Source organism: Comamonas sp. UBA7840, assembly GCF_002501455.1.
Taxonomy (GTDB): Bacteria; Pseudomonadota; Gammaproteobacteria; order Burkholderiales; family Burkholderiaceae_C; genus Comamonas; species Comamonas jiangduensis.
Genome location: NZ_DLTI01000040.1, coordinates 1 through 12,111 on the forward strand (window position 1 = coordinate 1; position 12,111 = coordinate 12,111).

A 12,111-nucleotide genomic window follows, 5' to 3' on the forward strand; every position below is an offset into this window, starting at 1 on the left:
TCTGGATGGAAATCAACACCACCTTCACTGAAAGACCAAGCGTTCGCTCACATGGGGTGTGGCAAGTGCTAACGCTGCCTTCAATCTGCGGACACTTAAGACGCCTTAGCTGCCTTCTGAACCTTGGCAGACGACCGTGAAGCCGGTTTGCGCGGTTTTGCTTGCGTTTCCTCTGTCTTGGCAGGGCGTCCGGTTTTGATGGAAGGCACGGCTTGCAGAGCTTGCAGCAAGTGCTGATCATTGAGGCTGGACAACAGCTTGAGCCCTGCGCGCAAGAGCTCGCTCTTCTTGACGATATGCCCCTGTTGAGCTGCACGCAATTTCAGCTCGTCAATTGCAGCGTACTCGTCCTTGGGGACGGTGAAGCTGTCACGCACCAGCTTGGGCTTCTTGAATTTGGCGTCGACGGTAGCCGTAGTTGTAGCAGGAGCGGCGGTGGGAACAATTGCTGATTTAGTAGCTGGTTTTTTTTTCGCTTGGGGTCTTGTCGACAACAACAGTAGCCTTGGATGCGACGGGTTTGGTTTTGTGAACTGGCATTGATTGCTCCTCAATAAACTATACATACTGTTTATACAGTTTTTCAAATGGCTGTGCCAGTACTGAACCCAGAGCAATCCGAGCCGCGCATTAAATGCTGCGCTGGTTGACCCGCTTGGACAGCTGCTCTGCGCTTTCCCGGCGCTCGCTGTAGCGATTGACCAGATAGTCCGCACAATCTCTGGTCAGAAGCGTGAACTTGACCAACTCCTCCATCACGTCCACCACGCGCTCGTAATATGACGAGGGCTTCATCCGGCCAGCTTCATCGAACTCCATAAATGCTTTTGCCACGGAAGATTGATTCGGGATGGTGAGCATGCGCATCCAGCGGCCAAGCACACGCATCTGGTTGACCGCGTTGAAGGACTGAGATCCCCCGCACACTTGCATGACAGCCAAGGTCTTGCCTTGGGTCGGACGCACGGCGCCCACGGACAGTGGAATCCAGTCGATCTGTGCTTTAAGAATGCTGGTCATTGCACCATGGCGCTCTGGCGAGGTCCACACCATGCCTTCTGCCCATTGCGCAAGCTGCCGCAGCTCCTGCACCTTGGGATGGCTTTCAGGGGCATCGTCAGGCAAGGGCAAACCGCGGGGGTCAAAGATTTTGGGCTCAGCCCCCATCTTGCTCAGCAGTCGCGCAGCCTCTTCGGTCAGCAGTTGACTGTAAGAACGCTCACGTGCCGACCCGTACAGCAGCAAAATGCGCGGCGGATGACTCGCTCGCGCAGTGGGCAGCAACCGGGCAAGATCCGGGACATCAAACAAGTCGTTGTCGATATTGGGCAAGTCAGGGTTTAGCAACACGTTGTCCTTTCGAGTCGATGACGGCCTCTCCGTCTTCCTTGGAAAAGGCACCCTGCTGGGGCTGCGGCAGGATATCCAGTACCGCCTCGGAAGGACGGCACAAACGGGTTCCCAGTGGCGTGACCACAATCGGGCGATTGATCAAGATCGGGTGCTGCAGCATGAAGTCGATCAGCTGTGCATCGGTCCACTGCGTGTCTGCCAGTCCCAGCTCATCGAACGGAGTGCCTTTTTGGCGCAAGACGTCGCGCACTGGGAAGCCCATGGCTGCTATCAATTGCTCCAGCGTTTCACGGTCTGGTGGCGTCTTGAGATATTCAATGACTGTTGGCTCTTCGCCGCTGTTACGAATCAGGCTCAACACATTGCGCGACGTGCCGCATGCAGGGTTGTGATAAATGGTGATTGTGCTCATACAATGGCCTCTTTGAGACATTCAAGGTAAGTGGCAAAGGATCTGGGCTGTTGGGACAAGTAGTCGTTGCCAGGGGGCCGTCAAGCCGGAAAACGTGCATGGGTGCGGTTGGCAAATGCCACCAGGGACAACATCACCGGCACCTCAACCAGCACGCCCACCACCGTAGCCAAGGCCGCGCCTGAGTTCAGGCCGAACAGTCCAATAGCTACAGCCACTGCCAATTCAAAGAAGTTGGACGTTCCAATCATGGCGCAGGGTGCAGCAATCGCATGTGGCAAGCGCCACAACCAGGCCCAGGCATAGCCTAGAGCGAAGATGGCATAAGACTGGATGAGGATCGGAACAGCGATGATTGCAATCAAGGTGGGTTGCGCCAATATCACAGGCCCCTGAAAGCCAAACAGCAACACCACGGTGAGCAGCAGCCCGAGCATCGAGGCTGGCTTGATGCGTGATGTGAAGTCCGAAACTGCAGACTCTCCACCCCGTGCGATCAAGCGCTTGCGCGTCCACCAGCCAGCCATCAGCGGCAGCACGATGTACAGCACCACGGACAACACCAGTGTTTCCCAAGGGATGGCAATTTCGGTCACGCCCAGCAGCAGCGCCACGATGGGGGCAAATGCCACCACCATCACCAAATCGTTGACCGACACCTGCACCAGTGTGTAGTTTGGATCACCCTTGGTCATCTGCGACCAGACAAATACCATGGCGGTGCAAGGTGCTGCGCCCAGCAAGATCAATCCTGCGATGTATTGCTGGGCATCACCTGACGGGATCACTCCGGCAAACACGTACTCAAAGAAAAGCACCGCCAACGCGGCCATGGTGAAGGGTTTGATCAGCCAGTTGATCGCCAGCGTGATGACCAATCCCTTTGGCCGCTGGCCTACTGCTTTGAGCGAGTTCAGGTCAATGGCAATCATCATGGGGTACACCATGGCCCAGATGAGTACAGCGACGATGAGGTTGACCGAGGCGTATTCGATGGACGCAAGTGTGGTGAACAGCGCGGGCATGAGGTTACCCAATGCCAGTCCAGCCAGGATGCACAGTGCCACCCAAAGCGTCAGGTAGCGCTCAAAAATGCCCATAGGTGAGGTGGATCGATTCATGCCGCTTTCCAGTTAGCCAAGGCTCGCAGGCGCTCTGCCCCCACAGGTTCTTCGGTCAAAAGTGGCACCACCGCATACCGCTGCGCGTGCTGCGTAGCTACTGCCTTGATTTCGTGCAGCTCGTTGCGCGCACGCTGGCGCAACAAGGGAGACTGCGGGTGAGCGGCTGCCACACTGTTGTTGATGACCCAGGCCCAGGGCTCAATGCCGGCGCGGCGCAAGTCGGCCTGCAAGTTGGCGGCCTCCAACACGGGCGTTGTTTCTGCCAAGGCCACAATCACCACCTTGGTTTGCTTGGGGTCCTGCAATTGCATCATCGGGGTTGTGAAGTGAAGCCCCGTCTCCCCCATTTGCCGAGTGATGTCGCGGTGGTAGGCCCCCGTGGCATCCAGAAGCAGCAAGGTATGGCCCGTAGGAGCGGTATCCATCACCACGAACTTATTGCGCCCTTCGCGAATGGCTTGCGAAAAAGCTTGAAACACCGCGACCTCTTCGGTGCAGGGCGAGCGCAGATCCTCTTCCAGCAAAGCTCGACCTTCGGCATCCAGCTTCGCGCCCTTGGTATCCATTACGTGTTGTCGGTAGCGCGCGGTGGCCTCATGAGGATCAATGCGGCTGAGGGCCAAATTGGGCAGCGCTCCATCCAGCGTGTCAGCCAAATGTGCAGCAGGGTCAGACGTGGTCAGATGCACAGGCAGGCCTCGGGATGCCAGCTCCACAGCAATGGCTGCAGCCAGCGTGGTCTTGCCCACGCCACCTTTGCCCATCACCATGACCAGCCCATGACCATCGGCCTCGATGTCGTTGACCAGCGCTGACAAATCTGGCGCATTCAGCCGTTCTGGCAGCTCAATGCTTTCAGCATTCTGTGCTGGGCCAGCATCGGTCAGCAGATGGCGCAAGGCATCCAGTCCCACAAGGTTGAAAGGTTTGAGCTCAATCTGATCGCGTGGCAAGGCCTGCAGCGCCTGGGGAATGGCAGCCAGTGTCGCTTGCTCTCTGGCATAAATCGCTGCGGCCAACGGGTCGGTTTGCGCCTCGTTTGCAGGAAATACGCCGTTAATCACCAGATGCTGCTGCGTCAGACCGATGGCGGCCAGCTCTTCGTGGGTACGTGCTGCTTCCCGCAAAGTCGTGCGCTGTGCACGTGCCACCAACACCAGGCGCGTGCGTTGAGGATCTGCCAGAGCATCAACAGCGGCTTTGTACTGGCTGCGTTGTTTCTCCAATCCAGCCAAAGGCCCCAAACACGATGCATCGCCCTTACCCACTTCCAAAAAGCCACTCCATGCCCCTGGCAGCTGCAACAGGCGAATGGTGTGCCCCGTGGGCGCAGTATCAAAAATAACGTGCGCGTAATCGTGGGTCAGTGCACTATCAGTCAACAGCGCCGTGAACTCATCAAAGGCAGCAATTTCTGTGGTGCATGCCCCAGACAGCGACTCTTCAATGCCTTTGACTACGTCATCTGGCAACACGCCGCGCACCGGGCCGGCAATGCGGTCACGGTAAGCCTGTGCTGCCGCTTGCGGGTCAATTTCCAGCGCCCACAAATTGGGGACCGCGCCAATGGCCGTGATGTGGTTTCCGATCCGCTCGTCAAACACTTGGCCTACGTTGGAAGCCGGATCGGTGCTCACAAGCAGTACACGCTGACCTTCTGACGCCAGTTGCACGGCTGTTGCACACGCGATAGAGGTCTTGCCTACGCCGCCCTTGCCAGTAAAAAAGAGAAAGCGTGGTGGTTGTTTCAGAAAATTCATCAGGCCTCCTTTGTTAGCAGCAACGGCCACCCGAGCAACAACCGCTCTGGTTGAAAGACGGAGAGGAGATCTCGATACCAGCCCAGCGTGCAAGTTCAGCACGCGTGGGATAACGACCTGCCAACGCAAACTCTCCACCCACTAGCACCAAAGGCAGCGAATCCTGGCCTGAGCGTTCCAGAAAGCCTTTAACGATGGTGTTCTGCGCAAAAGCCATCGGTTGCTGGGCAAGGTTGAAGCGCTCGATGTGCGCGCCGTTTTGCTTGGCCCAGTCCGCGTCAGCCGCAAAACTCACCAGCTGTTGGTCCACTTCAACGCCGCACACGCCGGTACTGCAGCACAGCGCAGGATCAAATATCTGAATACTTGGCATGGGATGTCCTTTCATTCCAGATTGGATGGGCTTACTGTTGCTGGCCGATCTTGCGAAGCTCGCTTTGCAACGACATCGAGTCCAGCCGCTGAAGCGGCAGAGACAACAACAGCTCAATACGGCGCCGCAGCATCATTGCGGTGTCCCTGAATGCCTTGACCTGCTGCTCTTCGGTGCCTGTCACTGCCGCTGGATCTGGCAGACCCCAGTGCGCCGAGACTGGGTTGCCTGGCCAAAGCGGGCAGACTTCGCCAGCTGCGTTATCACAGACAGTAAAAATGAAGTCGAACACAGGTGCTTGAGGCGCCACAAATTCGTCCCAACTCTTGCTGCGATAACCCGTGTCCGGCATGTGCAATCGCTTCAGCGTTGCGAGTGCCTGCGGATGAACTTCGCCTTTGGGGTGACTGCCGGCGGAAAATGCCCGGAACTTTCCTTTGCCCAGTTCATTCAGGATGCCCTCCGCAAGAATGGAGCGGGCAGAGTTGCCGGTGCAGATGAACAGTACGTTGTAAGTGGCGTCTGTGGACATGGTTTGCTTTCTCAGCAGCAGTGAGGATGGGTTGGCATTAAGACCTGTTGAGGCCTAGCTAGTCGCATTTGCACAAGGCAGCCTGGTTGGGCATGCAGACAGCGCCTTGGCAGCAGTTCTCAGTGAGATAGGTCAGCAGGTCATTCATCGTGGAGAAGGCGGCGCGATACACCAGATTGCGCCCCTGCCGCTCCTGCGTGACCAGCTCGGCATGAGCCAGCTCTTTCAGGTGAAAAGACAGTGCATTAGGTGCAACGCCTAACTGCTCAGCCAAAGCGCTTGGAGTGAGACCCTGCTGCCCAACTACTACCAATGCACGAAACACTCTCAACCGAGCTTCGTGAGCCAAGGCGGACAGGGAACGGATGACGTTGTCTTCTTTCATAGATCGATATTACATCAATCATTGAAATATAGTGTTAAAATAATGTCTGACGCAAACCACATGCGACTTGTATTTCTTAGCTCATCACTGATACCGCTGCAGGTTTTTGTATCGGCATGGTTGCATCCAACATAGGGGCGCAGTGGCGGCTGCTCATGACAAAGCTGGTTTTGCTCTTTGGCGTGGACAAGCACTGGCCCTGAAAGTCTCAAATCAGCCTGTTGCCGACTTTTGCGACCTGGGGCAGCTTTTGCCTGCGTGTGCTGCGATTGAGCAAAGTGATGCCCAACTGTTGCTCCAGTTGGCGCACATGCTTGCCCACCATGGGGGCGGAAAGATCAAGCTCATCAGCAGCGCTGGCAAATGAGCCGCACTCCACTGCTTTCACAAACACGGCCATGCTGCTGAGTTTGCCCATGATTCAAAACCAATAGTTTTTAATGAATAAATTATGTAGATGTTTATTAAATATGGCCATCACTCTATATTTAGAGCATTGCAACATATTGATTTCAAAGGACTCTCATGCTGAACATTGATCTTCAAGGCAAAAAAGCGGTCATCACTGGTTCCACAGTGGGTATTGGCTTGGCGATAGCCAAGTCTTTGGCGCAAGCGGATGCTGATGTCGTGGTGAATGGACGATCACAGGAAGCCGTTGATAAGGCCGTTGCGGCAGTGCTCAGCGCAGCCCCCGCTGCTCGCGTTCAAGGCGTGGCTGCGGACTTGGCAACAGCAAGCGGATGCCAAGATTTGATTGCCCAAGTACCTGACTGCGACGTCTTGGTGAACAACTTAGGCATCTACGGCACCGTTCCATTTTTTGAAATCAGTGATGAGGAATGGCAGCGTTACTGGGATGTGAACCTGATGTCCGGAGTGCGCATGTCACGCGCTTATATGAAGCAAATGCTGCAGCGCAACTGGGGACGTGTGATCTTCATCGCCTCTGAGTCGGCCTACAACATTCCTGCAGACATGGTTCATTACGGCATGAGTAAAACAGCAATGCTGGGTTTGGCTCGCGGCTTGGCCAAGGTTGCGGCCGGCACCGGGGTCACCGTCAATAGCGTCCTGCCTGGCCCCACATTGTCAGAAGGTGCTGCCGCCATGTTGCTGGCCAGTGCACCCGAAGGTCAAACCTTAGAGCAAGCGGGTATGGATTTCGTAAAAAAGCATCGCCCTTCTTCGATCATTGGCCGCGCTGCACAACTGCAAGAAGTGGCGAACATGGTGGCTTATGTGGCGTCACCTCTATCTTCTGCCACAACTGGTGCCTCCCTGCGAGTCGAAGGCGGAATCGTGGACAGCATTTAAATAGTGTATGGATCGCCCCGCCTTTTCTAGAGAGATTTGAGATCTGAATAGACGTGCGGAGAAGCCGCTGCGCAATGACTGCTTAGGGCATCAGGGTCATTAGCGTTGTTAAGTTAAACGACTGCAGTCAGCCAGAGGCTGTGTGAAAACGCATCGGGCACTGACCTCGGCAAAAAATCGACCTCTCAGATTGCTCTGTATGCGTTTTTCTTGACCGGGCTAATGGTGCGAAGACCCCTGAATTTCATGCTTGGACGTGTTTTCACACAGCCTCAGCCAGATTGCAGTCGTTCCGTGTATCACGGCAGTCGATCCTTAATGTCTGTTTTTAGGGGAGTAGCAGTGAATGGCAGGCAGGCCGAAGCGAGGCTGAAAGTTCGTTATTACGAGATATGACGTGGTTCTATCGCCCCCAACGAGCCACTAGACCATTTTTTGGCCTGCATCACCCTATGAATGCGACAACGCCCATCAAAAGCGATAGTTAGAAAAGACACCGAAGGTGTTGCGGTTCTTTTTCTCTGTAATTGGGCTATTAACCGCATCTCCACGCAGTCGGTTTGCACTCAAGCGTGCGCCAATGCCCCATTGAGGTGTCAACTGATAGCTAGCGCCGATGGCAAAGGCCGCAGAGTTAAGCCCAGACGATGCGCTGTACTGGGGCAAGCCAGAACTAGCACTTTGCACTGCAGTCACACCAAAGAAGGTCTGCGTGTATTTGCTGTTGGCCCAGACCAATGCTGGGCCTGCGGTCAGCATTAAGCGGTCTGACACACGGTAGCGTCCTTGCAAGTCCAGCAACACACGGACGCCTTGGCCTTTTCCACCGAGGTCAGTCACCACAGCGCCTGTCACCTTGAGCCAGTCCTGGGTGTAGCTGGCAAAAAATGATCCCAAGGCTGTCCTATCGATATCACCCATGCCTCTCAAGCTTGCCGAGTCGGACTCTTCGCGGGGTTTCGCAAAGTCGTATCCCACACCCGCGCCGACATTCCAGTTTTGATCCCTGTAAAAAGACATGCCCACGCCTGCCGGAATGCCTGCAACAGGAAGCGCGCCAATGAAATAGCGGCCGTAGTTCGCACTAAAGATAGGGAATGCAGTAGTTTTTTCTTTCGACGATCCGGGGTATTTGGCCTGATTGACCACTCCAACCCCCAAGCTAAACTTCCAGCGCTCAGACACGTCTTGTTCATCTTCCTGAGCGAATACGGCGGAAGAAAACAACATGGCAGTACCTGCAACCAGTACAGCCGCACTTTGTGGGGCGAAAAATTTAGTTTTCATCAGAGCTTTATCCGATTCAAAAAAATTGATTATGTTCGCGGCCCCCTGTAGTCACATTTACAGAGGTGCCTCTGAGATGTCCGCACTGAATCGACCAGAGTTTCTTAGCAACTTGTTTACATTTTTAACAGCGCTAAGAACTCCATTTTCAGAGGCCAAACCAGCCTTATGCAATGAACTAAGTGCCCTCCTTGACTTCACTCCAGGTGCAGACACGGTTGCGGCCTTGGTGTTTAGCAGCATAGAGCGCGGTATCCGATCTGTTCAGAGCTTCATCAATACTGCTCAGTGATGCATCCAGCACGCTCACGCCCAAGCTGACGGTGATGGTAATGGCCGCCTGTTCGGTGGTGGCAGGGGCACTGGCAATGGCGGCTCGCACGCGTTCGGCCAGTTGCAGCCCGTCATGCAGGTCAGTCTGGGGCAGCAGCACGGTGAATTCTTCGCCACCCAAGCGTGCAGCCATATCGCCCGAGCGCAGGTTTTGGCGCAGCACCGAGGCCAAGTGCTGCAGCACTTGATCGCCTATGCCATGGCCCCAGGTATCGTTGACTTTCTTGAAGAAGTCGATATCGATCATGAGCAGGATGCCTGGCTTGTGGTTGGAGAGGCAGATGGCGTTGTATTCCTGCTGGATTCTGTTCATGAAGGCGCGCCGGTTGGGCAGCTTGGTCAGCGTGTCCGTGGTGGCCTGCTGCTCCAGCAGCGTTTCCCGCTGCTTGCGCTGAGTGATGTCGTCCACCACCCAAAAGAGCCCCAGTTGACGATCTTCATGCCACAGGGGAATGCGTTGGACTTCAAAAACGCGTCCGCTAGGCAACGGCAGCTCGATACGCTGCACGGTGGACAGATGAAGGTGCTGCGGGGCAGCCGGCTCGGCAAGCATGTCTGCGGGCAGTAACCGGTTTATCTTCGCTTCGAGCCCCCTGGGTATCCTGGTTATGGGGGCAGGCAGTTCGAGCAGATTGCACAGGTTCTGGTTCATGGCAACGATCGAGCCAAAAATCCGCTCTTGAAGCATCACGCCACTGGGGAAGCGTTCGATAATGGCTGTCAGCCGTTGCTGTGCTGTGCGCAGGGCAATCTCGGCACGGTGGCGATCGTCAGCGTCCACGATCGTCCAGATCACCTGGCCCTGGGGGTCTTGAGGGTCGAGCAAGGTACCGTGCACATCATGCCAGCGCGAGGTTCCGTCACCCAATTGGAAGAGCCACTCTCGGTGTGTGCGGCCCTGCTCGCGCAGTTCGGCATAACACGCTTCGAAGGACTTAAAGCTAGTGGCATCGGGGTGGATGATCTGGGTGCTTTGTCCCACCAAAGAGGTGCCGGGTGCACCAAAGATGCTGCGTGCGCGCTGGTTGGCCTGAGTGATACAGCGATCTGGTGAGACCAGCAGTATGGCGCAGGCGTTTTCGTCGAGCAGAGCCCGCACCAACTGCGTCTGCGCTACGCGTTTGGTAATGTCGGTATGTGTACCGAGCATGCGCAAGGACTCGCCTGCGGCAGTATCGGCAAGATCTCCGCGAGCCTCCACCCACAACCAGTCCCCAGTGGCCGTGCGCAGGCGGAACTCGCAGTGGTAAGTTTCACCGTGCTCAAGGTGGGCCTGCACACTTTGCTGGAATTTTTTCAAATCGTTTGGATGCATCCATGCGAGCATGGTTTCGCGCGTCAGTTGTTTGGCCTGGGCTGGATATCCCAGCATTTCCCAGCAGCGCGCATCCCAATGCACCAAGTTTGTGTCCAAGTCCCAAGACCACATGCCATCATGCACAGCCTCCATCGTCAGGCGCAGATGCTGCTCGCTGACACGCAGTGCCTCTTGCATTTTGTGTTGAAGGGTCACATCCTGAGCGTAGCCGTGCCAGAGCACACCTTCATCGTCACCATGGCGCTCCGGTTGGGCTACTATCTGCACCCAGTGTAAGTGGCCCTCCTCATCGACAATGCGGTAGCGGCCTTGCCAGGGTTGCAGATCGGCAGAGGCTTGGAGCAGCTCGGTACGCACGCGCTGCCCATCGTCCGGGTGAATGAAAGCAAACCAAGCTTGACCATCACTTCCCCCCGCTTTGCCCAACATCTGGTGCAGTTTGCACATGCCTGGGCTGACATACGGCAGGCGCAAGTTGCCATCGGCGCGCACCTGCAATTGGAAAAGTCCGCCGGGCACTTGGGTCACCAACTTGCGCAGCAACTCTTCGCTGCGTGTAGCTTGCTCCTGGGCTTTGCGTCGTTGCAAAGACAGCCATCCGATGATTAGCACTATCAAAACCAAAAGCACGCTGCCCACACCGTGGCGTAATAAGGAGGTTTGAATTTCTTCGTGCAGCGGCTCCCAAAGTGCTTGTTTGTCCAGTCCAATCAACACAAGTAGCGGGAAGCCGTTGACACGGTGCCAAGTATTGTGACGGGCCACGTCGTCTACACTTGACGTCGAATCGTACTCGCCATGCATGGCACCGTTCTGGAGCAGGAATTCATGCTCCTCAGAGACGAATTTGCCCAAAAACGCACTTTCTTCCCCTGAACTGGCCATGAAGGCGCCATCATGGCGCAGCAGCATTACCAAGTCATTGGGTTTTCTGAGAATTTCGCGAAAAAATTTAGACAAGTAAGAGGGTGCTACTGATATCACGAGCACGCCCTCAAAGCGGCCCTGTGATCGTATAGCACGCGAAATTTGGATGGTCCACAACTTGGATACCCGGCCCATTACCGGTTGACTGACGTAGAGCCCGGAATCGCTACTTGCCTCAGCATGGGCACTGAAATGTGCGCGATCACGGATCGACGTAGAAGTGGGCTGCCTTGGCGGGTCTTGCAGGTTGGAGTAAACGATATCGCCTTCACGATCGGCAACCGCAACCTGCAAGATGGAGCCCGCAGGATAGCTGCTGATGGCTGTATGCACCGCACGGTCGAAGCCTTCGGAATTTCCACCCATGTATTCCGCCACCAAGTTTTGAGCAACGAAATCCAGCCCCGCGAACAGCGTCTGGCTCAATACAGCCAATGTTTTGGTCAACTGGGCGGAGCGCAGCATGGTTTGCTGGTGGAGGTCTGCCTTTTTCTGGTTCTGACTCGCAAGCAGGCCATTCCAGTAAAGCGCCAAGCAGGCAAACAGCAGGATCAATACCAAAAAGCTACGCCAATAGAACGAATTTTTAGGATTGAGAAAGGCGCGCTGCAAAGAAGGCCAAAAACTGAACATACGAGGGATGAGCGGCGAAGCCTTCTAGATGGGTCTGGAGGTGCCGACTTCGTCGGCTTAGCAATTAGCTAATTGTTTCATCTTTGAATTGCTTTTACTAATAGCGTTTTCGCAAAAATGCTGCGTTTGAATCGACCAGCTTTTCCTAAACAGCTTTGGGGCCAGTCGCAGGGGAGGCGTAGGTATTGCATATGACGGCAAGTAAAAAGCCCTCTTTGCCAAGGCAAAGAGGGCTTAGTCTGCAGTGAGCCGCATATCCCAACACGGCGCAGTGCAGCGGTCGCTGCTTACAGCTTGCCAGCCTTGAGGGCTTCCAGCGCTGCCTTCACGCCTGCGCCGTAGGCGGGGTCGGCCTTG

General features: G+C 55.5%; 13 protein-coding genes. 2 read left to right on the top strand and 11 right to left on the bottom strand.

Annotated elements, in window-relative coordinates; genetic code table 11:
• Positions 1–95: 95 nt before the first annotated feature.
• The 9 genes from B3R00_RS14655 to B3R00_RS14695 form a co-directional block, all read right to left on the bottom strand.
• Positions 96–566 (bottom strand): hypothetical protein, encoded by a 471-nt coding sequence (locus B3R00_RS14655; RefSeq protein ID WP_286999631.1) that lies wholly within the window; start codon positions 564–566, stop codon positions 96–98.
• Between the two features lie 64 nt (positions 567–630).
• Positions 631–1,347, bottom strand: coding sequence for an arsenical resistance protein ArsH (gene arsH / locus B3R00_RS14660; RefSeq protein ID WP_286999632.1), 717 nt, complete (start codon positions 1,345–1,347; stop codon positions 631–633).
• A complete protein-coding gene (gene arsC, locus B3R00_RS14665; RefSeq protein ID WP_286999633.1) occupies positions 1,334–1,765 on the bottom strand; it encodes an arsenate reductase (glutaredoxin) in 432 nt (143 codons plus the stop codon). Before arsC ends, arsH begins: the two co-directional genes overlap by 14 nt.
• Before the next feature lie 80 nt (positions 1,766–1,845).
• Entirely contained in the window at positions 1,846–2,865 is a 1,020-nt protein-coding gene (arsB, locus tag B3R00_RS14670) for an ACR3 family arsenite efflux transporter (protein ID WP_286999640.1), read from the bottom strand.
• Between the two features lie 17 nt (positions 2,866–2,882).
• On the bottom strand, positions 2,883–4,649 hold the full coding sequence (gene arsA / locus B3R00_RS14675) for an arsenical pump-driving ATPase (RefSeq protein WP_286999634.1): 1,767 nt from the start codon (positions 4,647–4,649) through the stop codon (positions 2,883–2,885).
• Between the two features lie 13 nt (positions 4,650–4,662).
• Positions 4,663–5,022: an arsenite efflux transporter metallochaperone ArsD gene (arsD, locus tag B3R00_RS14680; protein ID WP_154163084.1), complete on the bottom strand. Its 360-nt coding sequence runs from the start codon at positions 5,020–5,022 to the stop codon at positions 4,663–4,665.
• 31 nt (positions 5,023–5,053) lie between these two features.
• Positions 5,054–5,554, bottom strand: coding sequence for an arsenate reductase ArsC (locus B3R00_RS14685; protein WP_286999635.1), 501 nt, complete (start codon positions 5,552–5,554; stop codon positions 5,054–5,056).
• A 58-nt stretch (positions 5,555–5,612) separates the two neighbouring features.
• A complete protein-coding gene (locus B3R00_RS14690) occupies positions 5,613–5,939 on the bottom strand; it encodes an ArsR/SmtB family transcription factor (protein ID WP_286999636.1) in 327 nt (108 codons plus the stop codon).
• Between the two features lie 208 nt (positions 5,940–6,147).
• Complete coding sequence (locus tag B3R00_RS14695; protein WP_376747706.1) at positions 6,148–6,357, bottom strand: helix-turn-helix domain-containing protein; 210 nt, start codon at positions 6,355–6,357, stop codon at positions 6,148–6,150.
• Positions 6,358–6,467: 110 nt separating this feature from the next.
• Here B3R00_RS14695 and B3R00_RS14700 point away from each other — a divergent pair, with 110 nt between their 5' ends.
• A complete protein-coding gene (locus tag B3R00_RS14700; protein WP_286999641.1) occupies positions 6,468–7,256 on the top strand; it encodes an SDR family NAD(P)-dependent oxidoreductase in 789 nt (262 codons plus the stop codon).
• 471 nt (positions 7,257–7,727) lie between these two features.
• Here B3R00_RS14700 and B3R00_RS14705 read toward each other — a convergent pair whose 3' ends face one another.
• Entirely contained in the window at positions 7,728–8,543 is an 816-nt protein-coding gene (locus B3R00_RS14705; RefSeq protein ID WP_286999637.1) for a MipA/OmpV family protein, read from the bottom strand.
• Between the two features lie 178 nt (positions 8,544–8,721).
• Positions 8,722–11,106 (bottom strand): diguanylate cyclase, encoded by a 2,385-nt coding sequence (locus B3R00_RS14710; protein WP_286999638.1) that lies wholly within the window; start codon positions 11,104–11,106, stop codon positions 8,722–8,724.
• Positions 11,107–11,301: 195 nt separating this feature from the next.
• Here B3R00_RS14710 and B3R00_RS14715 point away from each other — a divergent pair, with 195 nt between their 5' ends.
• Complete coding sequence (locus tag B3R00_RS14715) at positions 11,302–11,826, top strand: hypothetical protein (RefSeq protein WP_286999639.1); 525 nt, start codon at positions 11,302–11,304, stop codon at positions 11,824–11,826.
• Positions 11,827–12,111 lie beyond the last annotated feature (285 nt).

Excerpts from the sequence above, each read along its gene's own strand:
- B3R00_RS14655 (WP_286999631.1), bottom strand. The coding sequence starts at position 566 with ATGTATAGTTTATTGAGGAGCAATCAATGCCAGTTCACAAAACCAAAC.
- arsC (WP_286999633.1), bottom strand. The coding sequence starts at position 1,765 with ATGAGCACAATCACCATTTATCACAACCCTGCATGCGGCACGTCGCGC.
- arsB (WP_286999640.1), bottom strand. The coding sequence starts at position 2,865 with ATGGGCATTTTTGAGCGCTACCTGACGCTTTGGGTGGCACTGTGCATC.
- arsA (WP_286999634.1), bottom strand. The coding sequence starts at position 4,649 with ATGAATTTTCTGAAACAACCACCACGCTTTCTCTTTTTTACTGGCAAG.
- arsD (WP_154163084.1), bottom strand. The coding sequence starts at position 5,022 with ATGCCAAGTATTCAGATATTTGATCCTGCGCTGTGCTGCAGTACCGGC.
- B3R00_RS14685 (WP_286999635.1), bottom strand. The coding sequence starts at position 5,554 with ATGTCCACAGACGCCACTTACAACGTACTGTTCATCTGCACCGGCAAC.
- B3R00_RS14690 (WP_286999636.1), bottom strand. The coding sequence starts at position 5,939 with ATGAAAGAAGACAACGTCATCCGTTCCCTGTCCGCCTTGGCTCACGAA.
- B3R00_RS14695 (WP_376747706.1), bottom strand. The coding sequence starts at position 6,357 with ATGGGCAAACTCAGCAGCATGGCCGTGTTTGTGAAAGCAGTGGAGTGC.
- B3R00_RS14705 (WP_286999637.1), bottom strand. The coding sequence starts at position 8,543 with ATGAAAACTAAATTTTTCGCCCCACAAAGTGCGGCTGTACTGGTTGCA.
- B3R00_RS14710 (WP_286999638.1), bottom strand. The coding sequence starts at position 11,106 with ATGCTGCTGCGCCATGATGGCGCCTTCATGGCCAGTTCAGGGGAAGAA.
- B3R00_RS14715 (WP_286999639.1), top strand. The coding sequence starts at position 11,302 with ATGGGCACTGAAATGTGCGCGATCACGGATCGACGTAGAAGTGGGCTG.